30 protein-coding genes and 1 pseudogene are annotated in these 26,461 nt (G+C 43.9%); 9 read left to right on the top strand and 22 right to left on the bottom strand.

The genetic code is table 11. From position 1 onward, the window contains the following. Nucleotides 1-8: 8 nt before the first annotated feature. A complete protein-coding gene (locus tag HY035_04105; protein MBI3377572.1) occupies nucleotides 9-236 on the bottom strand; it encodes a NifU family protein in 228 nt (75 codons plus the stop codon). Between the two features lie 150 nt (nucleotides 237-386). Here HY035_04105 and HY035_04100 point away from each other — a divergent pair, with 150 nt between their 5' ends. Then, nucleotides 387-854, top strand: coding sequence for a hypothetical protein (locus HY035_04100; protein ID MBI3377571.1), 468 nt, complete (start codon nucleotides 387-389; stop codon nucleotides 852-854). Between the two features lie 34 nt (nucleotides 855-888). On the opposite strand, the gene HY035_04095 is transcribed toward HY035_04100, so the two are convergent. The 15 genes from HY035_04095 to HY035_04025 all read right to left on the bottom strand — a co-directional run bounded on the left by HY035_04095 (nucleotide 889) and on the right by HY035_04025 (nucleotide 15,511). Continuing rightward, entirely contained in the window at nucleotides 889-1,632 is a 744-nt protein-coding gene (locus HY035_04095; GenBank protein ID MBI3377570.1) for a glycine zipper family protein, read from the bottom strand. Nucleotides 1,633-1,699: 67 nt separating this feature from the next. Then, the gene (gene mnmA, locus HY035_04090) at nucleotides 1,700-2,884 is read right to left on the bottom strand and encodes a tRNA 2-thiouridine(34) synthase MnmA (GenBank protein MBI3377569.1); all 1,185 of its coding nucleotides are present in this window, start codon (nucleotides 2,882-2,884) and stop codon (nucleotides 1,700-1,702) included. A 3-nt stretch (nucleotides 2,885-2,887) separates the two neighbouring features. Then, nucleotides 2,888-3,760, bottom strand: coding sequence for a M28 family peptidase (locus tag HY035_04085; protein MBI3377568.1), 873 nt, complete (start codon nucleotides 3,758-3,760; stop codon nucleotides 2,888-2,890). A 197-nt stretch (nucleotides 3,761-3,957) separates the two neighbouring features. Next, complete coding sequence (locus HY035_04080) at nucleotides 3,958-6,102, bottom strand: cysteine--tRNA ligase (protein ID MBI3377567.1); 2,145 nt, start codon at nucleotides 6,100-6,102, stop codon at nucleotides 3,958-3,960. 82 nt (nucleotides 6,103-6,184) lie between these two features. After that, nucleotides 6,185-6,562, bottom strand: coding sequence for a metallopeptidase family protein (locus HY035_04075; protein ID MBI3377566.1), 378 nt, complete (start codon nucleotides 6,560-6,562; stop codon nucleotides 6,185-6,187). Between the two features lie 120 nt (nucleotides 6,563-6,682). Next, nucleotides 6,683-7,222 carry a DUF4337 domain-containing protein gene (locus HY035_04070; protein ID MBI3377565.1) on the bottom strand — a complete coding sequence of 180 codons (540 nt, stop codon included), beginning with the start codon at nucleotides 7,220-7,222 and terminating at the stop codon, nucleotides 6,683-6,685. Nucleotides 7,223-7,247: 25 nt separating this feature from the next. After that, nucleotides 7,248-8,408 (bottom strand): metallophosphoesterase, encoded by a 1,161-nt coding sequence (locus HY035_04065; GenBank protein ID MBI3377564.1) that lies wholly within the window; start codon nucleotides 8,406-8,408, stop codon nucleotides 7,248-7,250. A 103-nt stretch (nucleotides 8,409-8,511) separates the two neighbouring features. Beyond that, entirely contained in the window at nucleotides 8,512-9,687 is a 1,176-nt protein-coding gene (locus HY035_04060) for an MFS transporter (protein MBI3377563.1), read from the bottom strand. A gap of 130 nt (nucleotides 9,688-9,817) precedes the next feature. Further along, complete coding sequence (locus tag HY035_04055; GenBank protein ID MBI3377562.1) at nucleotides 9,818-10,378, bottom strand: HDIG domain-containing protein; 561 nt, start codon at nucleotides 10,376-10,378, stop codon at nucleotides 9,818-9,820. Between the two features lie 166 nt (nucleotides 10,379-10,544). Beyond that, complete coding sequence (locus HY035_04050) at nucleotides 10,545-10,829, bottom strand: hypothetical protein (GenBank protein MBI3377561.1); 285 nt, start codon at nucleotides 10,827-10,829, stop codon at nucleotides 10,545-10,547. A gap of 17 nt (nucleotides 10,830-10,846) precedes the next feature. Further along, nucleotides 10,847-11,830: a chromate resistance protein gene (locus HY035_04045; protein ID MBI3377560.1), complete on the bottom strand. Its 984-nt coding sequence runs from the start codon at nucleotides 11,828-11,830 to the stop codon at nucleotides 10,847-10,849. Between the two features lie 92 nt (nucleotides 11,831-11,922). Continuing rightward, entirely contained in the window at nucleotides 11,923-12,945 is a 1,023-nt protein-coding gene (locus HY035_04040) for a cation transporter (protein MBI3377559.1), read from the bottom strand. Continuing rightward, a complete protein-coding gene (locus HY035_04035) occupies nucleotides 12,942-13,580 on the bottom strand; it encodes a fused MFS/spermidine synthase (protein MBI3377558.1) in 639 nt (212 codons plus the stop codon). Before HY035_04035 ends, HY035_04040 begins: the two co-directional genes overlap by 4 nt. Then, complete coding sequence (locus HY035_04030) at nucleotides 13,580-14,497, bottom strand: fused MFS/spermidine synthase (GenBank protein MBI3377557.1); 918 nt, start codon at nucleotides 14,495-14,497, stop codon at nucleotides 13,580-13,582. Before HY035_04030 ends, HY035_04035 begins: the two co-directional genes overlap by 1 nt. 600 nt (nucleotides 14,498-15,097) lie before the next feature. After that, entirely contained in the window at nucleotides 15,098-15,511 is a 414-nt protein-coding gene (locus HY035_04025) for a hypothetical protein (protein MBI3377556.1), read from the bottom strand. 14 nt (nucleotides 15,512-15,525) lie between these two features. Here HY035_04025 and HY035_04020 point away from each other — a divergent pair. Beyond that, nucleotides 15,526-15,774, top strand: a pseudogene (locus HY035_04020) (elongation factor 4). Nucleotides 15,775-15,858: 84 nt separating this feature from the next. Here HY035_04020 and HY035_04015 read toward each other — a convergent pair. Beyond that, entirely contained in the window at nucleotides 15,859-16,413 is a 555-nt protein-coding gene (locus tag HY035_04015) for a phosphatase PAP2 family protein (GenBank protein ID MBI3377555.1), read from the bottom strand. Between the two features lie 206 nt (nucleotides 16,414-16,619). Here HY035_04015 and hemW point away from each other — a divergent pair, with 206 nt between their 5' ends. Together hemW and HY035_04005 are read left to right on the top strand one after the other, a co-directional pair. Then, complete coding sequence (gene hemW / locus HY035_04010) at nucleotides 16,620-17,843, top strand: radical SAM family heme chaperone HemW (protein MBI3377554.1); 1,224 nt, start codon at nucleotides 16,620-16,622, stop codon at nucleotides 17,841-17,843. 194 nt (nucleotides 17,844-18,037) lie between these two features. After that, nucleotides 18,038-18,952 (top strand): branched-chain amino acid transaminase, encoded by a 915-nt coding sequence (locus HY035_04005; protein MBI3377553.1) that lies wholly within the window; start codon nucleotides 18,038-18,040, stop codon nucleotides 18,950-18,952. 70 nt (nucleotides 18,953-19,022) lie between these two features. Here HY035_04005 and HY035_04000 read toward each other — a convergent pair whose 3' ends face one another. Continuing rightward, nucleotides 19,023-19,355: a cytochrome c3 family protein gene (locus HY035_04000; protein ID MBI3377552.1), complete on the bottom strand. Its 333-nt coding sequence runs from the start codon at nucleotides 19,353-19,355 to the stop codon at nucleotides 19,023-19,025. Between the two features lie 267 nt (nucleotides 19,356-19,622). Between HY035_04000 and rfaE1 the strand changes: the two genes are divergently transcribed. Further along, nucleotides 19,623-20,591, top strand: coding sequence for a D-glycero-beta-D-manno-heptose-7-phosphate kinase (rfaE1, locus tag HY035_03995; GenBank protein ID MBI3377551.1), 969 nt, complete (start codon nucleotides 19,623-19,625; stop codon nucleotides 20,589-20,591). Here the strand turns inward: rfaE1 and HY035_03990 are convergent. Beyond that, the gene (locus tag HY035_03990) at nucleotides 20,584-20,946 is read right to left on the bottom strand and encodes a response regulator (GenBank protein ID MBI3377550.1); all 363 of its coding nucleotides are present in this window, start codon (nucleotides 20,944-20,946) and stop codon (nucleotides 20,584-20,586) included. The two genes, rfaE1 and HY035_03990, sit on opposite strands and share 8 nt — an antisense overlap. Nucleotides 20,947-21,047: 101 nt before the next feature. Here HY035_03990 and HY035_03985 point away from each other — a divergent pair, with 101 nt between their 5' ends. Further along, on the top strand, nucleotides 21,048-21,452 hold the full coding sequence (locus tag HY035_03985) for a helix-turn-helix transcriptional regulator (GenBank protein ID MBI3377549.1): 405 nt from the start codon (nucleotides 21,048-21,050) through the stop codon (nucleotides 21,450-21,452). Here HY035_03985 and rimI read toward each other — a convergent pair. The 3 genes from rimI to HY035_03970 all read right to left on the bottom strand — a co-directional run bounded on the left by rimI (nucleotide 21,433) and on the right by HY035_03970 (nucleotide 23,885). Next, complete coding sequence (gene rimI, locus HY035_03980) at nucleotides 21,433-21,897, bottom strand: ribosomal protein S18-alanine N-acetyltransferase (protein ID MBI3377548.1); 465 nt, start codon at nucleotides 21,895-21,897, stop codon at nucleotides 21,433-21,435. The genes HY035_03985 and rimI overlap by 20 nt on opposite strands. Next, entirely contained in the window at nucleotides 21,879-22,583 is a 705-nt protein-coding gene (tsaB, locus tag HY035_03975; GenBank protein MBI3377547.1) for a tRNA (adenosine(37)-N6)-threonylcarbamoyltransferase complex dimerization subunit type 1 TsaB, read from the bottom strand. Before tsaB ends, rimI begins: the two co-directional genes overlap by 19 nt. Nucleotides 22,584-22,679: 96 nt before the next feature. Continuing rightward, nucleotides 22,680-23,885, bottom strand: a complete 1,206-nt coding sequence (locus tag HY035_03970; GenBank protein MBI3377546.1) for an MFS transporter — start codon at nucleotides 23,883-23,885, stop codon at nucleotides 22,680-22,682. A 73-nt stretch (nucleotides 23,886-23,958) separates the two neighbouring features. On the opposite strand from HY035_03970, the gene HY035_03965 reads away from it, so the two are divergent. From HY035_03965 to HY035_03955, 3 genes are read left to right on the top strand one after another with little or no spacing between them, the layout of a single operon-like run. Continuing rightward, nucleotides 23,959-24,861, top strand: coding sequence for a zinc ABC transporter substrate-binding protein (locus tag HY035_03965; GenBank protein ID MBI3377545.1), 903 nt, complete (start codon nucleotides 23,959-23,961; stop codon nucleotides 24,859-24,861). After that, the gene (locus HY035_03960) at nucleotides 24,858-25,628 is read left to right on the top strand and encodes an ABC transporter ATP-binding protein (protein MBI3377544.1); all 771 of its coding nucleotides are present in this window, start codon (nucleotides 24,858-24,860) and stop codon (nucleotides 25,626-25,628) included. Before HY035_03965 ends, HY035_03960 begins: the two co-directional genes overlap by 4 nt. After that, nucleotides 25,628-26,422, top strand: a complete 795-nt coding sequence (locus HY035_03955; GenBank protein MBI3377543.1) for a metal ABC transporter permease — start codon at nucleotides 25,628-25,630, stop codon at nucleotides 26,420-26,422. Before HY035_03960 ends, HY035_03955 begins: the two co-directional genes overlap by 1 nt. Nucleotides 26,423-26,461: the final 39 nt, after the last annotated feature.

Genomic DNA, 26,461 nt, shown 5'->3' with positions numbered 1-26,461 from the left:
CAGCTTGATTAAAATGCCTCTACAGCTTTTACTTCAGGGATGCTCTTTTTCAGTTCCGCTTCGATTCCGCCTTTAAGTGTCATTGTTGACATAGGGCAGCTGCCGCATGCGCCCGTGAGTTTGACCTTTACGGTGTTGTCCTCTGTTACATCCACAAGCTGCACATCTCCGCCGTCACGCTGAAGAAAAGGCCTCACCCTGTCAAGCACTTCCTGTATCTTTGTCTTGTCAAGCATTTAAAACCCCCTCTGAATATTTATTGCCTTATGTCTAATTGTAAATCATTCTCACATCCAAAAGTAATGATATAAATCATATAATTGTAAGAAATGCCAAAACCAAATATAATATAAAGAATCTCAAGTAAGTATGCAACAGGAGGCGTCATGTTTCTGCCATTATTAATTGCAATTCACGTCATCGGAGTAATCCTATGGATAGGCGGCGTTGCCTTTGTGACAATGGTGGTATTCCCTATGATAATGAGGCTGGAGAACTCTCTTGAGAAAGTGCTTTTCTTTCAGGGAATTGAACACAGGTTTGCAAAGATAGCAAAAACCTCGGTGGTTGTTGTTGGTGTGACAGGTGTTTTACTTTTGCAGATTACAGGCAAATGGAATATTATGTTTAAAGCCTCAGGCGTTGGGCCTACGCTGATGGCTGTTGTCTGGTTATTCTATGTCCTTGTATTGATGTTTGAGGGCAGATTATTCAAAGCGATATTCAGCAGCGAGGCACAGCAGGATGCCGCAAAGGTCTTTTACAGGCTTTCGGTTTTTCACTGGGTAATCCTCGGATTGAGCCTTCTTGCAGTAGGCGTGGGCGTATGGGCAGGGCACGGGGGAAGATTTTGATAAAAAATATTTCCAGCTAAAAAATGCTATGGATCTAAAATTTCATTATCAAAACATGCGCAGCCCCTGTATCTTTTTCAACTATCTGCATCCTGACCTGCTTTACAGACTTTGCCTCACCCGGAAAGAAGATAATGCCGTATGCCATGGTGCTTGGTTCTATCGGCTTAGATTGAAGCGACTTCTGCTTTAAATCACTAATAATACTCTGACGCGCCTCTTTTGCATCATATCCTTTTGCTCCGCCAACAACAACTCCGCCTGCTGTGCCTAAAGCTGCGCCTCTGCCTGTCATCTTAGCCACATCCTGTCCTGTCACAATGCCTATTGCTGCGCCGATTGCTGCTCCTGCAATAGCGCCAAGGAAACCATGGTAAGCTCCTTCCTTAAAGACCTCTTTGGTCTGGACATATTTCGTTGCACGCTCGTATGCGATATTGCCGGCAAGAATGGGCCAGAGGTTGCCTTCATTGTCCTCAAGAAATGTCTGCGATGAATTTATCTCAAGCGAGTGTTTCCCCTGATTGTCAAACACAACCTGAACAGGCAGCATGCCGGCGCCGCGGATATCAAAACCAAATGCTTCCTGAGCCTCATCAGCATCCGTATAAGCCTTTGCCCCAACCGTAGCGCCTGAGATATTCTGGGCATTCGGATAGCTGCCGGGCGCCTTGAACGGCAGCGGCTGAGCCTGATAGCTTGTGGCGCAGGAAATCAAAAAAACAGAAGAGAGAATCACACAAAAAATTTTCATCAGCATTCTTTTTTTCTTTTTCATGACAATGCCTCCTTGCTCATAAAACAGACTATCTCTATATCTTTACATTAATTATATCACCAAACTATCAACTGAGCGATCTGTTCAGTTCAACTTTTGTAATTACTCCTCCTCCGATGACAATGTCTCCGTCATAAAAGACTGCGCTCTGCCCCGGTGCAGGAGCCCACTGAGGTTTATCAAAGATAACCTTAACTGTATCCGCATTTTCGCTTAGATGTATTGCCGCGGGCTCAGGCTTCATCATAGAGCGGATTTTTACGGTGGCACAGAACACCCCCCCTTGCCCCCCCTTACTAAGGGGGGGATTTGGGGGGGTGAGCCAGTTTAATTCGCTGACTCCAAACTCCTTTATCTTTGCATGTTCCTGAGAGCCGACATAGACTATATTTTTAACAGCATCGATCTTCACGACATATAAAGGATGGGGGGAAGAAATGCCGAGCCCCTTCCTCTGGCCGATTGTGTAATGATATATCCCTTTATGCTCTCCAAGTATTTTTCCGTTCATGTTCATAACAGGCCCAGGACCGCATGTGAACTGAGAGATATTGTCAATAAACTTAAAATAATTCCTATCTCCTATAAAACATATTTCCTGACTTTCAGGCCTCCGGGCAGAAGGAAGACCGAGATTGTTTGCAAGTTTTCTTACGTCTTCTTTTTTATAATCTCCAAGAGGGAATAGAATTCTCTTAAGCTCTTCCTGCCTTAAGACATAGAGGAAATACGACTGGTCTTTCTTTGGGTCAATGCCTTTTAACAGTGACGACTGACAAATGACGAGTGACGAGTCAAGTAACTCCGAACTCTGAACTCTTAACTCTCGCCTCGGCGAGCCGCCTGAGGTGGCTGAATTTTGCACTACTCTCGCATAATGTCCTGTTGCGATGAATTCAGCGCCTCTCTTATCCGCCTCTTTCAGAAGATAGGAGAATTTTATGTGCCTGTTGCATAATATGCACGGATTAGGAGTTAACCCTTTTGTATATGAATCGACAAACGGTTCAATGACTTTCTCTATAAAATCATTCCTGACATCAACTGAACTGTGAGGGATTCCAATGGCAGATGCTGTTTTTGAAGCGTCTTCTATCGCCTGCAAAGAGCAGCAGGTTGTAGCATCTGTCCTCCCCCTCGCCTCAAAGAGTATAAAACTCAGTCCTTCAACCTCGTATCCCTTCTCTTTGAGGAGATATGCGGTTACAGAAGAATCAACCCCTCCGCTCATCCCGACAATTACCTTTGGCATGGTTTATTTATCCGTCATGAAGCTCCCAAGCGCCTTATAAAGCCCCTCTATAAATTCCGCCATCTTTTTATAGTCAAGTTTTTCTGCCGTGTCGCTGTGGGCGTGGTAATGAGGATTTCTGTAGAATGCCGTGTCTGTAATCATGAACGCATCATAGCCGAATTTCCAGAATGACATATGGTCTGAGAAATCAATTCCCGGGACAAGAGATATGGTGTTGATGGATTGCACGGGAAAAGACGATGATTTTTGGAATGCCTTTTTTATTTTCTGTGTGAACTTCCTTGAGCCGATGTCCCCGACAAATGAAAGAAAGTTTCCCTTCTTAGGGTAAAACCATCTAAAAAATGGAAGTGGATAATACTGGCATCCGTCTTTATCGCAGAAATACCCTATCATCTCAAGAGATACCATCCCCTCAATCTTTAACCCCTCTTTCTTAAGGCTTTCTGCGTAAACATAACTTCCCATATTCTTTGTCCTGAAAAACGGAGGCTCTTCCAACGCGAAAGCAACAAGGCGGATTGTGTAGGGCAGTGGCTTTTCAGAAGCAAGACGCGCAAGCTCAAGAATCCCTGCAACTCCGCTTGCATTGTCATCAGCGCCCGGAGTGCCGATTATGGTATCGTAATGCGCTCCTATGACAATGATTTTATCTTTATCGGACGTGCCTTTGATCTCTGCCTCTATGTTGTAGTAGGTCTTGTCTTCAGCCTTGAATGACTGCCTCTCTACATTGCACTTGTAAGAGCGGAATTTCTCTTCTATAAAATCAGCGGCCTTGTTGAGTTTTTCTGTCTCCTGATAAGTTCTTGTGCCTATATCCTCTGAGAGGTGTTTTACGTGGGATTTAAGATTTGTCTCTAAAATATCCATAGCTGACGCATTTGCACTAATTGCAACACAAACGATTAAAAACAGCGTTCTTAAAAGACACATTCTAATAGATTTAATATAAAAAATGAAGTGTCATTGCGAGGAACGGAGTGACGAAGCAATCCCCGAGAATAAGATTGCCACGCCCTTCGGGCTCGCAATGACAATGCAACGATATTTAATGCGTTATTTTTGATTTACCCAACCTTAATCTTCCAAGCTGTCCCGTCTTTCTTGTCCTCAAGTATTATTCCCTTCTCATCAAGTTCCTTTCTTATTGCGTCTGCCGCTGCCCAGTCCTTTTTCTGTCTCGCCTCTTCCCTTGATGTTATCCTGTTCAGAATATCTTTTTCTGCCAGAGGGATCTTCTTTGTCCTTATCAATGCAGCTTGCCATTCATCAGGGGTCTTTCTGAAGATGTTCAGAACACTGCCTGCCTCTTTTAGAAGCCCCATTGCCCTCGTAACAAGCTCTTTCGCCTTTTGACCCGACGGCTTGGTGTCAAGGAATCTGTTTGCCTCTCTTATGAGTTCAAAGATATTGCCAACTGCAAGGGCGGTATTGAAATCGTCATCCATCGCAGTCAGGAATTTTCCCTTGAATGAATTGACTACATCTTCAAATGTTTTTTCCGGAGGAGAAGTCTTGCCTCCTGAGTCTTCTCTTGAGATAAAATCAGCAATCCTTGTCAGTGTCGTATAATACCTGTCAATTGAAACCTCTGCCTCTTTAAGCAGTTCGTCAGAGAATTCTATCGGGCTTCTGTAATGAGTTGAGAGCAGGAAGAACCTTATCGCCTCGGCATCATATTTATCAAGGACTTCTTTTATCGTAAAGAAGTTCCCGATGGACTTTGACATCTTCTCCTTGTCAATTGTGATAAAGCCGTTGTGCATCCAGTATCTGACAAATGGCTTGCCTGTAAATGCCTCTGACTGGGCAATCTCGTTTTCATGATGCGGGAATATCAAGTCCGCGCCTCCGCCGTGAATGTCAAAGCTCTCAGCAAGATGCTTCATTGACATTGCAGTGCACTCTATGTGCCATCCGGGCCTTCCCTTTCCCCACGGGCTTTCCCAGAAAGGCTCGCCTTCCTTTGACGCCTTCCAGAGCGCAAAGTCCATCGGGTCTTTTTTTCTTTCATCCACCTCAACCCTTGCGCCAGCCATCATATCTTCCTTGTCTCTCTTTGAGAGCTTTCCGTATTCAGTAAATTTATTCACCTCAAAATAAACGCTTCCGTCCCTCTCGTAGGCATATCCTTTATCTATAAGCCCCTTTACAATCTCTATCATCTCTTTTATATGCTCTGTAGCCTTGGGCTCTATGTCAGCGCGCGCGACTCCGAGGCTGTCCATGTCGCTGTAAAATTCTTCCGTATATTTCCTTGCAACCTCATTCCACGGAATTCCCTCTTTCTTTGCCCTGTTGATTATCTTGTCGTCAATGTCCGTGAAGTTCCTGATGAACCTGACGTTAAAGCCTTTGTATCTCAGGTATCTCTGGATAACGTCAAAGACTATGGCGCTTCTCGCATGTCCTATATGGCAGTTGTCATACACAGTGACGCCGCATACATACATATCCACACTGCCTTCAGTTAAAGGAACAAAGTCCTCTTTTTCAGCAGTCAGCGTGTTATAAATCCGCATCCTTCCTCCTTGTTTTGGTTCAGCGGCAACTCTTTCTTCTTTCTCCAGAGACACTATTCTATGAGAAAGCCCTTCCACATGGGATTCCAGTTCTTTTAATTTTTCAGAGACAGGGTCAGGGAAATAATCATAGAATTCCACAAGGCCTTCTTCCGTGGTCATCCTCACAACCTTTTTCTTTGTTATCCTGCCCGGCACTCCAACACAGATTGAATTGTCAGGGATGGATTTTAGTATCACTGAATTTGCTCCTATAACAACATTGTTTCCTATCTCTATCGCGCCGAGTATCTTTGCGCCAGCTCCGACCGTGACATTATTGCCGAGAGTCGGATGCCTTTTGCCTTTTTCTTTTCCTGTGCCGCCTAATGTCACACCCTGATACAGCAGAACGTTTTCCCCGATTTCTGTTGTCTCTCCTATCACAACACCCATGCCGTGGTCAATGAAAAGTCCGGGGCCTATCTTTGCCGCAGGATGTATCTCAATGCCCGTGAAAAGTCTTACTATGTGTGAGAGAAATCGCGGGATTACAGGGATGCTGAGGTTCCAGAGGATATGGTTTATCCTGTGAAGGAGTATTGCGTGGAAACCCGGATAGGCGAACATCACCTCAAGGCTGTTTTTTGCAGCGGGGTCTTTCTCGAAAACAGCCTTAAAATCTTGCCTTATATCTCCCCATAAGCCCATGGATATGTATTATACAATAAAAACATTATTTGCTTTAAAGATGATTCATAGAAATCAATCTGCAATAAAACAAAAATAGTCTTCATTCGTATTTTCTCATATCCTTCTCTGAAAGTCCGAAGTAGTGGCCGACTTCGTGGATGAGTGTCTTCCAAATCTGTTCAACAAGCTCCTCTTCCGTTGAGCATATGTCTTCGATATTCCTCTGATAAAGGATTATCCTGTCAGGCAGGGGATAAGGAATGGTAAAAAACCCTTCCTTATCCGCATGGGGAACTCCGCTGTAGAGCCCGAGCAGGCGATTTCTCTTTAAGTTTAATCTTTCTGCATCTTCCCTGCATGGATAATCCTCTACGGCGATCGTGATATTCATGAAATATTTTCTGTAATCTTCAGGCAATCTTTCAAGAGCCTTTTCTGCAAGCTCTCTGAATCGCTCCCTGCTCACCCTGAAAGCCATACCTTATTTTACAAAAAATACTGTATGTTTGAACAAACAGCAGACAATGATACAAACGAAGAGGTAAGGCTCATCGCAAAAGAAGCAGTTGAGGAGAGAAGAAATCAATTTTAGTTTTTTTTATTTTATAAACAGGAAGAAGCCGTTAACAAAATAAACAAGCCCGAGGCTCCCTACAATCATGCCCAAAATCCAGAGAACCTTCTTCTTCATCAATGCTGCAATTGATGACAGAAGTATTGCTATCTGAAGGAATATCACTGCAACGCCGAATGCCTTGGAGTGTTTCTGTGTTTCGTCTCTTACTGTTTCAAGGTCTCTCGCGTCTTTTTCTATCTTTGTCTTTTCCTCATCATATTTTTTTATCTTCTTGGAATAAGCCTCTATCCTCTTTTCGTAATCACTCGCAACCGCTTTCGGAATCCTTGCGCCCGATGATTTAAGCTCAAGCTCGAATCTTTCTTTCTGCAATTCATAGAGATAGCCCTTAATGCTTTTTGCCTGATAATAAGCCCATTGGTCTGATGCCTGAGATTGCGCAAGAACCGATTTGGTTGAAAATCCGCCGCCCCTGAAAGTTGAGAGAGTCGCGCATACCGCAAATATTACAGTCGTGAGCGCAAGATAATTCAGCCATTTTTCTTTTTTCTCTTCTGCCATATGTTTCTCCTGAATGATTTAAAATTTATATATCTGTCTCAAGAACAATCCTGACAAGCTCATTTTTTTGCAGATGAGTTTCAATGTTCACTGTCACGGTCCCGTCTCCGTTATCCTTAAGCCCGCTGATTTTTGCCTGATGCTCTTTCGTTTGCCCTCTGCTTGATATGCTGAATGCCTTGGCCTTATATTTATCCGCATCTGCGCGCGGCATCTTTAAAGCAAGATTTCTTATATAAATGTCTGTATGTGATGTATTTGAAACCTCTATCTCAGCTTTCTGCTCAAAACCGTCATTGCCTGAGATATTCCGTACATGCAGATTATAAGGCGCTATCACATCAATAACCATATCTCTATCCTTAACTTTGACAATTAAATAATGAAAGAATCCGCCCTTTGACGGCGATTGATCCAATGGCGAGCCGCCTCCGCCGGTGATGAAGTATTTTATCCCGTCTTTCACTGTCTCGCTGAATAGATGCTCATGCCCCGCAAAAACTGCTCTTACTCCGTATTTTTTGAAAAGTCTGTGGAGATTATCCCTGTTTGACTTATCCTTGAAAGACTTACCCTTATTCAGTTCACCGTCAAGCGCAGAGAAAAGCGGCCTGTGCATAAGAACAAATATATTTTCTGCATTCTTGTTTGCCTCAATGTCTTTTTCCAGCCACTTTAACTGCTCTCCCTGTATAGTTCCTTCCCTGCCTGCCTCATCCGTATCGAGCAGGATGAAATGAGAATTACCGTAGTCAAAAGAGCCGTAAAGATTTCTGAAGCGATCTTTTATATAATTTTCTCTCTCAAGGGCGCCGCCGGCCTCATGGTTGCCGATAACATTAAAGAACGGGGTGTCCAGTGATTTTATCCTGCTCAGGAAATAATCAATCTCATTTTTAAATCTCTGAAAAGACCCTCCGTATCCGTAATATGCATCTCCGACGCTTAAAATGAAAGAAGGTGAAATCATGTTCATCTCATCAAGCATTTTCAAAAATGCCTCCGAATACGGCCTGTCCCTGCGTGAGGGCCTGAAATCTCCGAATACAGCAAAAGTAAATTCTCCGGTTGACGGCTGTATAAGCGCTGCCGGATTAAGATGAGTAAAAGGCTTATCGCTTACAGCAAAAGATACGCCTGCTGAAAGGAGCAAAAGGATGATGATAAGATTAATTTTTCTTAACAAATTCTTTTCCTGCATAATATGGAGCCCTTATAAAACAGATGGATAGCTAATTATAAAACAAAATTTATGAAATATGGATATTCAATTCCGCTGGCGCTGCAGATTAACCGGTCTGTTTCACTGTAGAAAAACGGAATACGATAGCCGCTGTCACAAGCACTAACGCAGCTCCTGCAAAAGACACGCCATAGCCCAAATAATAAGCGACAATGCCTGAAAACAATGGTCCGGTTGTGTGTCCTATGTCCATTATTGAGCCGAGAATCCCCATCGCAGAGCCGTGCGTCTCTTTTCTGCTCAGGTCTGCTATGAATGCGGATGTGGCGGATGTGACTATTGAGAGGCTTAAACCAAAGAGAATGCTTAGAATAAGAAGCGGGAAAAATGTTTTAAAAAATGCAAAGCTCCCGATGCAGATTGCTCCGATTATCGCACCGCCAAATATCTGGGGCTGCCTTCCGTGCCTGTCAGAAAACCTTCCCATTACGGGTTTTGCGAAGGCAAGCGTTATCACCTGTGCTGAAAGGAATATCCCTATCTCATAGGCGCTAAGACCTGCATTTATCGAATAAAGAGGGAGGAATGTCTCGAATGTCCCGTATGCGAAGAGTATGGACGCCTCGACAGCGCTCGTGATTAAAATGCCTCTTGCGGTTATTACCTCCCTGAACGACTTCAGCGCCTCTCTCAGCGGCATGCTGCCAGCCTGCTTCTTTTCTGTTTTGGGGAGTCTCAATGCAAATGCCATTGTGATTATTCCCGACACTCCACAAACAAGATAGACAGTCTTATAGCTGAGTCCCGGATTGAACACCATTGCACCTATTATGCTGCCGCCTATTACTGGCGCCATGAACCTGCCTGCAAGTGTGGATGTTGAGAACCATCCTATTTTTTCTCCCCTTTCTGTGTGGAAAAGGTCTGATACCATTGCCATAGAAACAGGGATAAAAATGGCTGTCGCAAGTCCGTGATAAAACCTTATTATTGCAAGTTGCCAGATATTTGAAGCAATGAGATATAGGAAAGGCGCTGTGGAAAATACCATTGCCGAAAAGATGAGCATTCTTTTTCTCCCGAACCTGTCCGATAGTATTCCGGCAGGAATGCTTGCAACTATCCCTGTGAATGCTGAAACAGAGGCAATAAATCCAACGCCTGATGGGTCTGCGCCCAAGTGAGAGGCAAACATGGGCAGTACAGGACTTTTGGATATTGTTGAACTGAATATGGCAAAAAGCCCTGTGGAACAGAGCAGTATGAATGGGCTTGATCTCATTTATCCCTTATCTTTTTTCGTCATTGCGGCTTGTCCGCAATCCTTCCGACTTATTTTGAATCGTAAAGAAAGATTCCCGACAAGCGGGAATGACGGATTAAGTGGCTGGAATGACATAGGGAAACGGCAGTTATTCCACCACTTCTTGTTTCATTAATCCCTGAATCTCTAAATGGTATCCAAGATACCGCCTCATGGTCTTTTCGCTCTTCCCGTATTTTGGATATGTTTTCAGTATGTCCTCGAATCTTGTTTCTGCCTCTGATTCTGATTTAATTTCAACAATCCCGTCAGTGATTATATCTACGAGCCTGTCCGCATAAATGACTATCCTTTCTTCAAGCGCTTTCAAGGTATAGTCTTTTACAGGTAGTCCCAGTTCCCTTGTCTCTTCCTCTGTAAGCCCGCCTCTGATATGCTTCTCCATAATATCTGTTATGGCTTGCGGCAATCCCAACTTTCTCCCCATTTCAGCTCCGATTTTCCCGTGTTCAATCTCATGCGTCTTTGCCTTGCCTAAGTCGTGAAAAAGCGCGCCTCTGCCTATGAGTTCCATGTCTACATTTGCTTTAGCGCGTCCTGCAATCTCAAGGGCTTTTTCTGCGACTTTTATGCAGTGTTTTATATCATCTTCAGAAACCCCTGCCTTTCTGAGAACATCTATATCCGAATCCTGAATTTTATAGTCCATAGTATCTTCCTTTTCTCCGAAAAATAGACATAGAACTGTAAACGCCTTGAATTGACTGTCATTGCGAGCACCCGAAGGGTGCGAAGCAATCTCATCACAAATGGCGAGATTGCTTCGCTTCGCTCGCAATGACAACTTTCTATGTCTATTTTTTGGTCTTTTAATATTACTTCACCCCGAAATACGCCAGTGTATCTGCAATCGCCCTCTCTAAGTCATGTTGTAAATGCTCAAACTTCGCCTTTACGTCATCATGAATATGTTGTATATATTCATGCAGAGCCTCTCTGCCGTATTTTTCTTCTATTGCCTTCCCGTATTCATAAATCTTTGTGATGTCATGCCTCTCTGCCTTTTTATCAGGGTCAAGGTCAAGCCATTCATGGACATCATTGTATTCTTTGCCTGTTCTTCCTATGCTTGCTTTTATGTGCTCTTCAATGGGCGGCATTGTGTCCTCCTTTTAGTCTAAGTTTTAGATGCGTAAAGCATCTCAAATGCTTCCATCCCCTTTTCCAATGCCTCTGCATCGGCCTTAGCTGTTTTTCTTATGCCGCTGAGCAGGCCTTCTATCCCCTTTGCTTCGGCATTGCTGTATTTCCCGTCCTTTATATCAAGCTCATGGACTATCTCTGCGATCTTCCTGAGCGTCTTATCTTTAAGGTTGAATGACTTAACGAGGACTTCAAACGTGCACATCTCGCCGATATGGGTGAACTCGCCGTCTCTTACGTCAAAGGCAGTAACTCCCTTGCCAAGACTGTCTATATCTTTCTCGTCAATGAACCTGAAGACTGCATTCTTGTCTATAAACTTTTTTATCAGCCATGCGGATGCCATCCTGTCAACAAACGGTCTCTTCCGTGTAGCCCATGTCATGGACTGATAGTCTTCTGCCCGTTTTTGCGTAAGCGTAACCTTCTGTTCTTTTACACCATGACCTGAAATTCCCTTAAGCCCCGACTCCAATTCCTTTATATTCTTTTTAAGATTTTCTCCAGCCTTTGACGAGAAGAAATCCACTGCCTGTATTCCTTCAAATTCTTTCCTGATTCTGGCCATCTGCTCCATCAGTTTTTTATTATTCTGCGTTCCTCCTCCTTTTCTTACGCTGTTTATTCTTCTTTCAAGCTCCTCCAGATTTTTCATAAGGACGCTGTAATCCTTTTCCCGCTGCTGATTAAAAAGGCTGATAATTTCGCTGTTTTTCATTGTTTCAATATTTTCAACCCTGACAAATGCGGCGTCTCCTTTCATTGATGCAACTTCCGAAACAAGCCACTGAAAAAACTCATAATGTTCCTCGCTGTAAGGGAGCGCATAGACTGCTCCTTTAAGCTGTATTGCCCCTGCCTTTGAAAGCCTTCTCCATATCTTCATCCTGCTGCTTACAGGTTTCGAGGGAACGCTGTAAAAGAAAAACAGCCAGCCTGATTTAGCATCACGTATCATTTGATACTAATGTAATAGATGTTACATAGGATGTCAAGAAAAAGTTTCTCCCGGTGAGCGGGATATGGCTTTACAAAGGTAGAGGTCTTGAGCTAATGGGAATGAGAAGATATATCATCGTGAGAATGATTGTCTATGGAATGGTGGCGCTCTCCCGCTGCATTTGCCGGATCAACATGGATCGAAACATGGGAGAGATACCTGAGGTGATGGAGCAGCTGATGCCGCACCTCCAGTGCAATTTTGTGCCCCTCTTCAACGGAGTATCCCGGATTAACAGTGATACTTACCTCTGCATTGAGCCTATGGCCGATCCACCGCACTCGTACGTCGGTTATGTTCTCCACTCCATGGACATGCTCTACGGCATGCCTGATCTCTTCAATAACTTCAGGGTCCACCCCATCAAGAAGCCTCTTGAAAACCTCTCTGCCCGATGTCCATACGATATGAAGGATGACGGCTGTAATTACAAGTCCCACGATAGGGTCGGCCATTGGATATCCGAGCCAAGCGCCAGCAACGCCGAGAAGAACGGCAAGGCTTGTCAACCCATCGACACGCGCATGGTGGCCGTCGGCGATGAGCGCCGCGCTGCCGATTTCTTTTCCGACCCTGAGACGAAACAGTGCAACGGCTTCATTTCCGGCAAAACCGATGATTGATGCAATAGCCACCATCGGCAAGTATTCCATCGCCCGTGGATGCAATAAGCGGTCGATAGACTGATAGCCCGCGATAACGGCACTGGATAGAATAGTGAGCACAATGGTCACACCAGCCAAGTCCTCAACGCGTCCGTAGCCGTAAGTAAACTGCCTTGAAGGTCCCCTTCTGACGAGGGTAAAAGCGATCCAGAGGGGAATGGCGGTAAAGGCATCCCCGATGTTATGAACCGTATCAGCAAGAAGAGCAACACTCCCGGAAATCAGGACGATGACGACCTGAAAAAGGGCGGTCGCTGATAACCACAGAAATGACCATTTAACAGCATGGATTCCTTTTTGAGTCGTAAAGATTGATGGATCTACGACCCCATGGATATGCCCATGAGCGTCGTGCGAATGATCATGCTCCTTCCGGCTACTGTCGCTAAAGACCGGCGTGTTTCTCATTCCACCTGCCCCCTCTGTAAGGCTGCTTCAGGCTGTCCAATCTTGCACTGTAATCCCATGAAGAGAAGAGGAATTGCGATAGCAACGAGAATCGCCCCCTGTGCCATGATCAGGGCATTGACTCCAGCAACGGTAATCAGATAGAAAGAGGTAAGGAGTGTTCCAATGATGCTGCCGAAGGTGGAGAGCGCATAGAGAGTTCCAATCGTTTTCCCTGAGGTATGAAGGCTGCAGATCATCAGCTTTGCGGTGTAGGGGCTTACGATTCCGAGAAAAACAGAAGGCAGCAAGAAGAGTGCTGTTGATGCAAGCAAAGGGCTGATTCTCACGCCGAGGTCTTTCATGAATATCCAATCCGATATCGACGGGCTATAGAGCGGAAAAGACAAAAAGAGAACTCCAGGGACGATAATCATAATGCCGAGCTTTCTTGAAGAGGGATTGATATCGGCAAGCCTGCCGCCAAAGTAATATCCCGCCGAAAGTCCCGCAAGGAAAACACTAATAAGGCTTCCCCATACGAAGACAGAACTGCCGAAATTTGGAGCCAAGACCCTGCTCCCCAGAATTTCGAAGGACATTACGACTGCTCCGCAGGTAAAAACGACTAAACTTATTATTGTATTCTGGCTCATTATTGTGCCCCCGATTTTTGGTATTTGTAAAGATTTACCGGGGCAAAATCATCCGTGAGCACCTTTGAGTTTGTTTTGTAATCGTCACAGTGTTCACAGGTCCATCCGATTTTGCCAAGATCTATATCCATTTTCTTTGATGCCTGTATTTTCTGCGCGATGGAGAAAAGCTCTTCCTTGTCTCTTATCCTGTTTTTCAGTGTCGCAATGAATATGAAATTGTTGGATTTTCTGCCTTTAAAGATATATAGCTGGGAGAAGACCTTGTCGTATGTTACAACCATCGAATCAAAGAATTTGTTTCTGAATGGAGATAAGACATTTGAAGCGACAACGCCGCCTTCTTTCAGCCTGCTTTTTACCTCTTTAAGGAATTCCACTGTAGTCAGATGAAATGGTATATAATCATTCTGATATGCATCGAGGAAAATAATATCATACTTTTTCTGAGTTCTCTTAATGAACAGTCTGCCGTCATTAATATGCACCTTCATCCTTTCATTTCCCTTAAAATAAAAATACTTTCGGGCAACCATCTCTATATCAGGATCAATCTCTGCAATATCTATATTTGCTTCCGGATAGTACTTGTTAAAATATCGCGGCATAGCGCCCGCTCCAAGCCCGACAAATAATACATCCCTTGGCTCTCTGTCCAGAAATGCAAGTGAAATGAAAGATATTTGGGAATATTCAAAGAGAAGTCTGTCCGGTGCATTAAGGTATATCCCGCCCTGAGAAATCTCTCTCTTATTATTCCTGATGTATCTTTCATTTTTTGCGGTGTCTTCTATCACTGAGATATATTGATAAAGCGAGTTCTTTTCAAAGAGAAGCTTCTCCGATGGTTCAAGGGCCAAACTGTATGCACCCCATGCCAACAGCAGAGAAACCGCGATTAAAATTCTTTGTATCATAAAAGACTCCTTAACAAACAAGATTAAGCAACAAAAGTGAAAAGAGTTCGCTGAGCTTGGAAGTTAGCAGGCAGGCGGCGAGAGACCAGAGAATATCTTTACGAAACTGCTCTTAGGCTTGCTTCGTTTAAGATCGGAGATAGAGCCCTCACCCTTACCAGAATTGAATGCAAGGGTATTGGTTGTAATGAAAGAAACCTGTTGGATATTCTTTACTGGTTCATAAGAAGCATGTGACCTTGCGAAATCCTTCTTCAGATGCAAATGGGGAGAGGTTTGCTTGCGACCGTAGGACAGACCTTTATGAATGTTCCTATCGGAATGCTCAATGGATGCATGGTGCTCGTCAGGAATTATAGAGTGTGCGTAAGAACGGTCATGCTGGTGGTAGAGAGGCGTCAAGAAAGAGGACACAAGAGAGAGGACAAAGAAGAGGCTTGCTAATTTATATTGCTGAAAGAACTTACTCAACCTCATATAATAATTTTAACCTATATAGCGTGCTGAAGGAAAGAGGATAATGGTAATCATGTGCCTTGCCTTATAGCAGGAGGGCATTCAATGTCCATCAAGAAGGATTACGTTTTTTAGACATATGCGTTAAGACTTGAACTCATCTATGCCTTTGTAGTTAATCCCCATTGACTCTGCAATAGCCTTGTTGGTAACTCCGCCTTTATAAGTATTCAGGGCTGTTTTTATTTCAGAATCTTCCCTTATCGCCTTCTCAATTCCTTTATTTGCAAGAAGTTTGACATAAGGAAGCGTTGCATTCGTGAGCGCGAGTGTTGAGGTCCTTGGATATGCGCCGGGCATATTTGCAACACAGTAATGTATTATTCCATCCACTTCATAAACAGGGTTGTCATGTGTTGTCGGTTTTGATGTCTCAATGCACCCTCCCTGATCAACTGACACATCAATTATCACAGCGCCTTTTTTCATTGTCTTAAGCATATCTCTGGTAATAAGCACCGGCGTTCTTCCTCCGGGCACAAGCACAGCCCCAACAATAAATTACAAGTGAAAAGCTGAGGGGGATTATACCGAGGCAGATGTATGAGGTCGTGATTCAGGCAGCGATAGGAAGCAAGATTATAGCGCGTGAGAGCGTAAGGGCGCTGAGGAAAGATGTTCTTGCAAAGTGCTACGGCGGTGATATAAGCCGTAAGAGAAAGCTCCTTGAGAAGCAGAAGGAGGGGAAGAAGAGGATGAAACAGATTGGCAGGATAGAACTTCCTCAGGAGGCGTTTCTGGCAGTGTTGAAGGTGAAGTGAGCAACTTAGCGGTGCGGGCTTGCAGTATCAAGAAATGCGGGAAATATCCCGATATTCTCTTATGTCATTTCTATATATCTCGTTCTAAAAAGTGTGACTCAGCGCGATACCGTGATACTTGCCATGGGCATCCGCCTGAACATGCCAGCCTTTGTATGGCTCGGTGAAGATGTAGCTGCTGAGTACGCCGATGCCCGCGCCTACCGCCACATCTTGTGGATGATGTTGCCGAGACTCAACACGACTGTACCCCACAAAGGATGCGGCTACATAAGCCGGTATCCCATACTCCCAGCCATAACGTTCACACATGAACTCGGCGGCGGAGAAGGAAATGGAAGTGTGTCCTGAAGGAAAGGAATGTCTTCCCCCGTTGGGGCGCTTCTCGTCCACAGCGTATTTGAGGCCGTAGGTAACACCGAGCGTAAGTGTGGCTGATTCCCCAAACTGTAACGCTCCTTTGCCGTCCTTCAAACCAATTGTCAGCCCGACCGCGGTTGCTGGCAGAACTAACTGCAACACATCGCCTGCAGTCTCTATCCCACCGCTTGCTTTTACTTCTCCAACAGTGGTGAGGCACAGAAAAAGCCCCACGAGGAAAGAGGCAGCATGATGGATGTAAGGAGCCAAAATACGCATTGATTTCATGGTTATACTCCTTTTTGAAATGTTTTGCTGGTGAGTACGCCTTGAAATTTACTTTTTACTGGACACATGAGTCAATATAGCACAAAGGGGAAAATTAAGGAAGATAAATTTTGGATAAAAGACAGTATTGAAATAGCATTTAATCCAGAGCGAAAAGCCCCTAAAAATATCTCCTTATTTTTGTGTTACTCTAATCCATGCCTGAATCCCTTTATATCCACATTCCTTTCTGCATAAGAAAATGCCTTTACTGCGATTTTCTTTCCGTGACTTATAATGAAGCGCTTGCAAAGGCATACACAGACGCCCTATGCAAAGAGTTGGTTCTGAAAAAAGAGCTTGCAGGAGAATTAAAGACAATATACATCGGCGGTGGGACGCCGACAATTCTTCCCGATGAATGCTTCAGACAGCTCTTTACATGCCTGCAAAACAATTATTCCTTGTCGCCTTCTCCTGAGATTACTGTTGAGGCAAATCCGGGAACTGTTGATAAATCGAAGATAGATGCAATGCTTTCCCTTGGAGTGAATAGAATAAGCATTGGAGTCCAGTCATTCAATGATGATGAATTAAAGACACTTGGTAGAATCCACACATCCGATGAGGCATTAAGGGCAATAGAATTAGTCAAAAACTCAGGCATTAATAATTTTTCAATAGACCTGATATACGGAATTCCAGGACAGACAATGGATTCATGGAAAAAGACTGTATCAAAGGCAGCAGCTTTTACCCTTTCGCCAACCCATATCTCCTCGTATGAACTCACGCCTGAAAAAAATACGCCGTTATATGGATTAATTGAAAAAGACAAAATCAAAATGCCTGATGAAGATTTGGTTTTATCAATGTATAACTACGCGATAGACTATCTTGCATCCAGAGGCTATGAGCATTATGAAATATCAAACTTTGCATTAACAGAATTTTCAGAAAATCACCCCCACCTTAACCCTCCCCCATCTATCTCCCCCTCCACTTGCGGGAGGGGGTTAGGGGGAGGGGGTAAAGCTGCATTCAAATGTCTCCACAACTTAAATTACTGGGACAGAGGAGAGTACATAAGCGCAGGAGCCGGAGCGCACTCTTTTATCAGAGGCTTCCGCTCAAAAAACACAGATGATATCAGGAGATACATCAAAGACCTGAATAAAGGAACAATCCCTCAGTCTGAGTCAACGGAGATTAAGCGCGATGACGCAATTAAGGAGTTTATATTTCTTGGCCTTAGAAAGACCGAAGGGATAAGTCTTGCAAAAGCAAAAGAGCTTGGACTGGACATGCCCTGCGTTTGCAGAGAATTAATTGAAGAGGGATATCTTGAGATAAATGGTGATTATCTGAGTCTCACGAGAAAAGGGCTTCCAATAGCAAATACTATTATTGTAAGGATATTTGAAGGATTAGGGCTTGACTGAGAATTTATTGATTCCTGTAATATTAATGTCCTATCTTCGTATTTCTGTCATTCCGGGCTTGACCCGGAATCCAGAGAGAAAAGACTGGATTTCTGCTTTCGCAGGAATGACGCTACATCGGACATTTATTATGCAGGTTTCAATAGCTGGTTTTGCGCTGGATTTATAATTATGTTTGTTATAAAATAATTCCTATGATAAAGAAGACGGAAAAGATATGGATGGACGGCAGGTTTGTGGATTGGGATGACGCCAATGTGCATGTAATGACTCATACCCTTCATTACGGGCTTGGAGTTTTTGAAGGCATAAGGTGTTATGAGACAAAAGGCGGGCCCGCAATCTTCAGGCTCAAGGAGCATGTTCAGAGGCTCTTTAAGTCAGCCCATATTTTTCTGCTTGCTATTCCTTATTCAGAAAAAGAAATTGAAGAGGCGATAATAAAGACAGTTAAGATAAATAAGATTAAGGAATGCTACATAAGGCCCTTGGTGTATATAGGATACGGAGCCATGGGCATACATCCCAAAGATAATCCTGTGAAGGTTGCCGTCAGCGTATGGCCGTGGGGCGCATACCTTGGTGACGAGGGACTGAAGAACGGCATAAGGGTTAAGGTGTCATCCTTCATAAGGAACCATGTAAACTCACAGATGAGCAGGGCTAAGGCATGCGGATATTACATCAATTCTCAGCTTGCAAAGAAAGAGGCAATATCATTAGGCTACGACGAAGCGCTTCTGCTTGACACAGACGGATATGTGGCTGAAGGGAGCGGCGAGAATATATTTATTGTAAGAAACGGCAGGCTGAAGACTACGCCTTTGACTTCGGCGCTTGAGGGAATTACAAGAGACAGCATAATGAAGATTGCGCGGGATATAAAGATTGAAGTCATAGAAGAACGGTTCACAAGGGATGAGCTCTACATAGCGGATGAGGCGTTTTTTACAGGCACAGCAGCAGAGATTACTCCGATAAGAGAGGTTGACGGCAGAGTAATCGGAGAAGGAAAGGCAGGAAGGATTACAAAGAAACTGCAGTCTGTATTTTTTGACAGTGTGAAGGGGAAGAATAAAAAATACGGATCATGGATTACAAGAATCTGAAACATATCCGCATTCAAAAATAAAAAAGCCCTGCAATTGCAGGGCTTTTTTATTTTTCTGAAGCTATTGTTCAGTACCCTGCAGCTGATTTTTTGTGGCACTTTGTGCAGCTTGCTCCATCGCTTGCCTTGAAAGCCTTTGTGCCGTCATGACATGCACCGCAGAACTTTCCTGCATTGATATCTGCCATCTTCATATTTGTTGAACCTTTTTTCATCTGGAATATCTTTGTATGGCAGTCGTTACATTTAAGCCCCTTGTCAGCATGGATCTTGCCGTCAAAAGTGACTTTGCCCAGTGCGCCGCCTTTAAACTCTGCTGTTTTTCCCGGAGGGACTGCCATTGCACTGCCCACAAATGCTACTGCTATTATCAGAGCTACGATTATCGTTAATTTCTTCATTTCTTCACCTCCTCTCTCAAAAGATTCTCTCCTAAAATAGATTAGGAATCAAATTACATGCCAGTTAATCCATTTGATTTTAAACCTTAATCTAAATAGATGCTCTTCCTTTTTGAAGAATATATCCCCAATTTGGAAATTATAGAGTAAGCTCAATATAATAAATATGTTCCTTTACTGTCAAGTGGAAAGCGAGTTTTATGGTTTAAGCATTGCCCTTAAATAATGGGATTGCTTTTTAAAGCCCGATATTTTATTCTTAGAAGCATGAATTATTCCAAGATATTCAATAATTTCAGCAGAAAAAAAATACTCGTAATAGGCGACCTGGTCCTGGACCGCTATATCTGGGGCAAGGTCAGCAGGATATCTCCTGAGGCGCCTGTCCCTGTTGTAGAGGTTACACATGAGAATTTCCTTTTAGGCGGAGCGGCCAATGTTGCGCATAATATCGTCAGCCTTGAAGGGCAGGTTACTGTTGTCGGAATAGTCGGCAAAGACAGGACAGGCGATGTCTTAAGAAGCATTCTTGATGAAAAGGGCATTGGCTCATGTATCTTTGACGACCAGAGGCCCACAATAGTCAAGACAAGAGTAATAGCCCATAACCAGCAGGTTGTGAGGTTTGACAGAGAGGATAAGAGGAAGGTTGCAGGCAAAACATTCGAGGCGATTATTGACTGCATAAAGAGCGCTGTCAGAGACCACGATGCAGTGATAATATCCGACTATAAAAAAGGCATTGTCTCATCAGAGCTTATGGCAGAGGTGGTGAAGGCTTCAAGGGCAAAAAATAAATTTATTGCTGTTGACCCAAAGACAGGGCATTTTCACTGTTATAAGAATGTCTCTCTGATAACGCCGAATATTATGGAGGCGTCGCACGGAGCGGGAATTGAGATAAAAGACGAAAAATCGCTGATTAAGGCAGGCAGGATACTTCTTAAGAAACTTCCATGCAAATCAGCGCTGATAACAAGAGGAGAGGAAGGCATGAGCCTTTTTGAGAAAGGCCGGGTCACGCATATCCCCACAGTTGCAAGGCATGTTTATGATGTTACGGGAGCAGGCGATACGGTTATCGCAGCCTTTGCCCTTGCCCATGCATCAGGCGCAACCATGCACCAGGCAGCGGTTATTGCGAATCATGCGGCAGGCATTGTTGTGGGAGAAGTCGGGACAGCAGTGACAACACCGGCGAGGATTATGGAATCAATAAGGAATTTTTCTAAGTAGAGCAGATTCCCTCAATTATATTTTTTAGCGCGTAAGGGCTGAAAGGCTTGGCTATAAAAAGATTTGCTCCGGCAGCTAAGAATCCCTGCTCTTCCTCCGAGACGCTCATACCTATTATTGCCAATGATTTTTTAATATCGCGCGCTTTTTTTATAAGTTCTATGCCGTTCATCTCAGGTACCAGATAGTCAGTTATAAGGACGTCATAGCTGCCTGTCTCTATCAGCGCTATCGCCTCTTTTCCATTGCTGACACAGTCTACATCATAGCCGCACAGAGTTAAAAATTCATTTAACAATTTTCTTACGAGGGGATCATCCTCAGCAACCAAGATTTTTTTATTATTAGTCTTCACGCCCAAAATAATACTACTTAGAGTTGTGTTTGTCAATTCTTACCACAACTGCCGGTTTATAGACATTTTATATCGCAACAAGCAAAATTATGCAGCATATTATGACAAGAGACACAGACAAAAGACATATTGGAAGTTTGATAAGAATTGTGAGAAAGGCAGCAGGGCTGTCCCAGATGGGGTTAGCGGAAAGGGTGGGTATTTCCTATCAACAGATTCAGAAATACGAAAAAGGAGTGAGCGAGATCAGTGTATCGCGTCTTTCCCAGATTGCACATGCCTTGAATATCCCCTTGAGCAGGTTTGTTCCGGATGAAGAAAAGATGATGGTATCTGAAGCCGTCAGCCCGTATGGCGCACTGAGCGATAATGAGATTGAACTTCTCAGCCTCTTCAGAAGAATAAAGGATAAAAAATTGAAAGATGGATTTTTGATTGCAATAAAAAGTATCGCTGAGTTATCGGAAAAGAGCCATATCAAAAAACCTAAAGCCTCAGCATCATAATCACTGCATCTTCTTTTGGCTCTGTGTAATATACTTTTCTTGTTCCAACAACGCTGAATCCAAAGCCTTCATAAAGTTCCCTTGCGGCATTGTTTGACGCCCTCACCTCAAGATATAAAAACCTGCAGGCGTTTTCTTTCAGTTCTTCAAGGATGTTTTCAACCAGCGTATTTGCAATTCCCCTTCCTCTGAAATCAGGATGGACTGCAAGATTCAGGATATGCCCCTCGTCGGCAACCTGGTTTGCACATATATATCCGGCGATCCTGTCATCTATGACAGCAACCTTTGGAATGGAACGCTGCTTATAGATTTCATTAAAAAACAATGTTTCCGACCACGGCGTGCTGAATGAGAGGCGCTCAATTGCAACTACAGAAGGCAGGTCAGATTCCTGCATTGCCCTTATTGTAAGTCCTTTTCGCCTTAGCGAATTTTCGACCACTTTACCTCTGCCTCTGATTTTCTTATGTACATGGGGGTTAGGCTGATAGGTTCTGAAAATTCTCCTGCTTTAGCCTTTTTAAGCCCAAGAACCGCAACATTCGCAGGAGAAGGGACTGTTTTTTCAGGAGATGCAAATATAGCCTTTTCACCCATGGCCTCAATTATCTTATCCCTGTAAAGCGCAGCTCCCTCTCCGGCGAATATGAATTTATCATCATGTGTAACGCGCAACACATCGCATGCAAACTCTTCAGGCTTTGCTGAGGTCTCATTTATCAGCCTTGTGAAATTCTCTCCTTCCCATTTGAACAATGCCGCATAGACTTCTTTTTTTCTTGCATCAAGCATTGTGCAGACAGGGTATTTACTGTAAGGGAAATTCCACGCGAGCGCTTCAAGCGTCGGCACAGAGACTATTTGTTTTCCTGTCGCATAGGAAAACCCCTTGACTGTGCTCACTCCGATTCTCAGGCCTGTGAAGGAACCGGGGCCTGTTGCCACTGCAAAGACGTCAATATCGGATATTTTAATGCCTGACTGTTTGAGGCAGCGCTCAATCTCTGTCATAAGCCTCTCTGAATGTGTTGACCTGACATTGAGCCTGCTTTCTGCAATCAGCAGGGATTCATCCAGGATTGCTATTCCGCCGAGCATTGTTGATGTGTCTATCGCAAGTATTTTCATTTGCAAATATACCTTTCAAGGAGGCTATAACTGTCTTTCGGCAATATTAAACTACCGCTGCGAAAATATGTGCCTGCATTCTATAGATTAATAATATCAAATTTCTTTCCGCAAGTGCTTCAAAGAAAAAATTGACGCTCCTGCAAGGCATACCAGCGCTGCCGCTGCAACGGTGTATGTGGTCCCTATGCGCTCTGACATTATGCCCATGAGAAAATTCCCTATCGGTGTAAAGCCGAGAAATACAAAGGAATAAACGCTCATTACCCTTCCTCTGAGATTGTCGGGTGTTGACAGTTGGATAAAGCTGTTTGCTGTTGCAAGAAAACTTACTATTCCCCAGCCAGCCATGATTAGCAGTAAAAGTGAAACCGCAAAGACCCGTGAGAACGATGCAAAGAATAGTGCAAGAGAAAAACACATCCCTGACAGAGACATTAATCTCAATTTATCTTTCACATCACGCTTGAATGCGAGCATGAGGGCTGCTGAAAGAGCGCCTAATCCGGTGGCGCTTACAAGAAAGCCCAGTCCAGTTGGCCCGGCATTGAATATCTCCTCGGCGAATACAGGCAGGAAGCTTATAAACGGGATTCCGAAGAGGCTGAAGACGGCAATGAGGATTATCATGTAAAAAATGTCCTTTTGGCTCTTTATAAAATAAAAACCTTCGGCAAGGTCTCTTAAAAAACTTTCCTGAGATATTCTTATCTCGCCTTTTGCATTTATCATTGAGAGGGCAATTATCACAGGAATAAAACTCGCGGCGTTCAGATAAAAACATGAGGGAAGCCCCATATATGCTATCGCCAGTCCGGCAAAGACAGGGCCTATGAGGCGCGCGCCGTTAAAGGCGGCAGAATTGAGTGCAATTGCATTTAGGAGATGCCCTTTGCCGACCATCTCAAAGACGAACGACTGTCTTGCAGGCATGTCAAAAGCATTTACTGTGCCGAGAAAAAATGCAAAGAAGATTACCTGATACACGGTTATTATGCCTGAATCCGTGAATATGCCGAGCAGAAGCGCGGGGACTATGGATAATGCCTGCGTTGCAATAAGCAGGTTTCTCTTCCTGAATCTGTCTGCCGCAATGCCTCCGATTAATGTAAAGAGAAGTATCGGAAGGGTTGATGCGGCTGCCACCATTCCTAGATAAAAAGGAGATTTCGTTAAGGAGTATACCAGCCATCCCTGCGCAACAGACTGCATCCATGTGCCTGAGAGGGAAATCAACTGGCTGAACCAGAAGAGGCGGAAGTCCCTGAAATATAATGCCGATGACTTTTCCTGGTTTTCCATTATGATATTTTACACGAACTGCTCTCTCTTGACAGTAATTTCAAACACCGCTACCATAGAGGACATTAAAGATATGAAAAGATTTATCGTAATTTTTATAGCAGTGTTTTTGTCTTTTGCTCATGCCTCCTTTGCAGAAAAGATAAAAGTTGTTGCAAGTATTCAGCCTCTCGGTGATGTCACAAAACAGGTCGGCAAAGACAGGGTCAGTGTAAAGGTAATGCTGCCCCCTGCTGCCTCGCCGCATACATTTGAGCCCACGCCATTGGATATGATGGAGATACAGAATTCAAAGATTTTTGTAAAGGCAGGCGCGGGGCTTGAATTCTGGGCAGAGAAGATGATGAAGGCATCTTCTAACAGGAATCTCATTATAGTTGATGCAGCATCAGGGCTTCCCCTGATAAGGCATGTTCATTCTCATGCGGAGGGAGATACCTATGAAAAAAAAGAACATTCAGAATCTGCCGACCCTCATGTGTGGCTTGACCCTGTATTAATGAAAACAGTTGTGGATAAGGTAAAGAATGCTCTCTCCAGGGCTGACCCCGGGGGAGAGGCTTATTACAGAGAGAATGCTGAGAAATATAAAAAAGATTTAGATGCCCTTCACATCGAGATTATGAATAGAGTAAAAAGTTTCCGTGTAAAAGAGTATGTAACCTTTCATCCTGCATGGAACTATTTTTCAAAAAGATACGGGCTCAGGGTTACAGGGGTTATAGAGGAATCTCCCGGCAGGGAGCCTTCTCCGAAACATATTGCAAAGATTGTAAGTGAGATAAAGAAGATAAACTCAAAAATTGTCTTTGCAGAGCCGCAGTTCAATCCAAAGATTGCAGAGGTGATTGCAAAGGAGGCAGGCGCTAAGGTTTTGTTTCTTGATCCGATTGGCGGCGCTAATGTTAAAGGCAGAGATACATATATAGGCCTTATGAAATATAACCTTTCAATAATGGAAGAGGGAATGAAGTGAAAGCGCTGGAAATAAAAAACCTTTCTGTTGTTCTGAGCGGCAAAGAGATACTGAAGGATATAAACCTCTCTCTTGAAGAAGGGAAATTCCTCGGCATTGTCGGGCCTAACGGCAGCGGCAAGACAACATTTCTGAAGTCAATACTCGGCCTTATTAAGCATTCTACAGGAGATGTAAGGGTGCTGGGTAAATCTTCCGGGGAATGTTTGAAAGCAGGAGTTTTCGGTTATGTGCCGCAGCATCTTAACCTTGATATTAATTTCCCTGCAAGGGCGATAGATGTTGTAACAATGGGATTATATGGCAGGCTCGGATTTTTCAGATGGCCTTCAAAAAAGGACAAAGAAAAGGCGCGTGAATATATAGAGCTTATCGGGATGTCGGGGCATGAGAATTTTTCCTTTGGCGAGATGTCAGGCGGAGAGCAGCAGCGCATCTCTATTGCAAGGGCGCTTGTGAGCAATCCGAAAATGCTAATACTTGATGAGCCGAGCACAGGCATAGATGTTGTGGGGCAGGAGGATTTTTATCATCTCCTTAAAGGATTTCAGAAGAGACTCGGACTGACAATTATCATGGTGTCGCATGATATCGGCGCTGTGACAGCCTATGTTGATGAAATTGCCTGTTTGAATAAAATTCTCTATTACCACGGCGCGCCTCTTGGCGCGCTTGACGAAAATGTGCTTGAAAGGCTCTACGGCAAGAATGTGGATATACTGATACATTCTGACTTATGCGATAAATGCGAGAGGCTGAGAAAATAATGGAAATCTTGTCATACGGGTTCATGCAGAGGGCGGTTATCACGGGGATTGTTGTTAGCATTCTCACAGGGATAATATCTGTGTTTGTTGTCATGAGAAGGGTTGCATTTGTCGGCTCAGGCATTTCCCATGCGGCATTCGGAGGAGTCGCAATAGGTTTTCTTGCGGGAGTAAATCCTGTCATAACGGCGATGATATATTCCATCTTTGTGGCATTCGGAATTGAGAAAATAAGCTCAAAGGGCAGGGTGGCGGAAGATACCGCCATAGGCGTATTCTTTTCAAGCTCAATGGCTCTCGGCATAGTTCTGATAAGCCTTTCAAAAAGTTACAATGTAGATCTTTTCGGCTATCTCTTCGGAAGCATACTCGCAATAAGCGAAAGCGAGATGTGGCTGACGATTGCAGTGACGGTCGTAATCCTTGCTGCGATTATGATGATTATGAAGGAGCTTTTGTTTACGACATTCAATGAAGAGCTTGCGATTGTAAGCGGTATCCCGACACGTCTGATTAAATCGCTCTTTCTGCTCTCTATGGCAGTGGCGATTGTTATCTCTATCAAGGTTGTGGGGATTATCCTTGTTTCCGCCCTTCTTGTCATCCCCGGCGCTGTTGCACAACTGCTTTCAAGAAGTTTTTATCCGATGATGCTCATATCATGCGCTGTTGCGCTTTTTTCTACGATAGCAGGGCTTTATCTTTCATATCAGTTTGACCTCTCGCCTGGCGGCGCAATCGTCCTGATAATCACAGCGCTCTTTTTCGCTGCGTTTTTGAGGGCGAGAAAATAACATTCTTTATAGCCATCTTTGCATTTTGCACTCTGAATT

This window comes from Nitrospirota bacterium, assembly GCA_016195565.1.
GTDB lineage: Bacteria > Nitrospirota > Thermodesulfovibrionia > Thermodesulfovibrionales > UBA1546 > UBA1546.
Note: the sequence above shows the minus strand (reverse complement) of the source record. Positions and strands in the feature narration are given on the sequence as shown.

Coding starts and splice junctions, on each gene's coding strand:
- HY035_04075 (MBI3377566.1), bottom strand. CDS start 6,562: ATGGCTTTCAGGGTGAGCAGGGAGCGATTCAGAGAGCTTGCAGAAAAG.
- mnmA (MBI3377569.1), bottom strand. CDS start 2,884: ATGCCAAAGGTAATTGTCGGGATGAGCGGAGGGGTTGATTCTTCTGTA.
- tsaB (MBI3377547.1), bottom strand. CDS start 22,583: ATGAAAATACTTGCGATAGACACATCAACAATGCTCGGCGGAATAGCA.
- HY035_03985 (MBI3377549.1), top strand. CDS start 21,048: ATGACAAGAGACACAGACAAAAGACATATTGGAAGTTTGATAAGAATT.
- HY035_04040 (MBI3377559.1), bottom strand. CDS start 12,945: ATGAGAAACACGCCGGTCTTTAGCGACAGTAGCCGGAAGGAGCATGAT.
- HY035_04005 (MBI3377553.1), top strand. CDS start 18,038: ATGATAAAGAAGACGGAAAAGATATGGATGGACGGCAGGTTTGTGGAT.
- HY035_04045 (MBI3377560.1), bottom strand. CDS start 11,830: ATGATACGTGATGCTAAATCAGGCTGGCTGTTTTTCTTTTACAGCGTT.
- HY035_04060 (MBI3377563.1), bottom strand. CDS start 9,687: ATGAGATCAAGCCCATTCATACTGCTCTGTTCCACAGGGCTTTTTGCC.
- HY035_04030 (MBI3377557.1), bottom strand. CDS start 14,497: ATGATACAAAGAATTTTAATCGCGGTTTCTCTGCTGTTGGCATGGGGT.
- rfaE1 (MBI3377551.1), top strand. CDS start 19,623: ATGAATTATTCCAAGATATTCAATAATTTCAGCAGAAAAAAAATACTC.
- HY035_04085 (MBI3377568.1), bottom strand. CDS start 3,760: ATGGATATTTTAGAGACAAATCTTAAATCCCACGTAAAACACCTCTCA.
- HY035_04100 (MBI3377571.1), top strand. CDS start 387: ATGTTTCTGCCATTATTAATTGCAATTCACGTCATCGGAGTAATCCTA.
- HY035_04070 (MBI3377565.1), bottom strand. CDS start 7,222: ATGGCAGAAGAGAAAAAAGAAAAATGGCTGAATTATCTTGCGCTCACG.
- HY035_04105 (MBI3377572.1), bottom strand. CDS start 236: ATGCTTGACAAGACAAAGATACAGGAAGTGCTTGACAGGGTGAGGCCT.
- HY035_04050 (MBI3377561.1), bottom strand. CDS start 10,829: ATGCCGCCCATTGAAGAGCACATAAAAGCAAGCATAGGAAGAACAGGC.
- HY035_03965 (MBI3377545.1), top strand. CDS start 23,959: ATGAAAAGATTTATCGTAATTTTTATAGCAGTGTTTTTGTCTTTTGCT.
- HY035_03955 (MBI3377543.1), top strand. CDS start 25,628: ATGGAAATCTTGTCATACGGGTTCATGCAGAGGGCGGTTATCACGGGG.
- HY035_04080 (MBI3377567.1), bottom strand. CDS start 6,102: ATGGGCTTATGGGGAGATATAAGGCAAGATTTTAAGGCTGTTTTCGAG.
- HY035_04095 (MBI3377570.1), bottom strand. CDS start 1,632: ATGAAAAAGAAAAAAAGAATGCTGATGAAAATTTTTTGTGTGATTCTC.
- HY035_04015 (MBI3377555.1), bottom strand. CDS start 16,413: ATGCGTATTTTGGCTCCTTACATCCATCATGCTGCCTCTTTCCTCGTG.
- HY035_03970 (MBI3377546.1), bottom strand. CDS start 23,885: ATGGAAAACCAGGAAAAGTCATCGGCATTATATTTCAGGGACTTCCGC.
- HY035_04000 (MBI3377552.1), bottom strand. CDS start 19,355: ATGAAGAAATTAACGATAATCGTAGCTCTGATAATAGCAGTAGCATTT.
- HY035_04035 (MBI3377558.1), bottom strand. CDS start 13,580: ATGAGCCAGAATACAATAATAAGTTTAGTCGTTTTTACCTGCGGAGCA.
- hemW (MBI3377554.1), top strand. CDS start 16,620: ATGCCTGAATCCCTTTATATCCACATTCCTTTCTGCATAAGAAAATGC.
- HY035_04055 (MBI3377562.1), bottom strand. CDS start 10,378: ATGGACTATAAAATTCAGGATTCGGATATAGATGTTCTCAGAAAGGCA.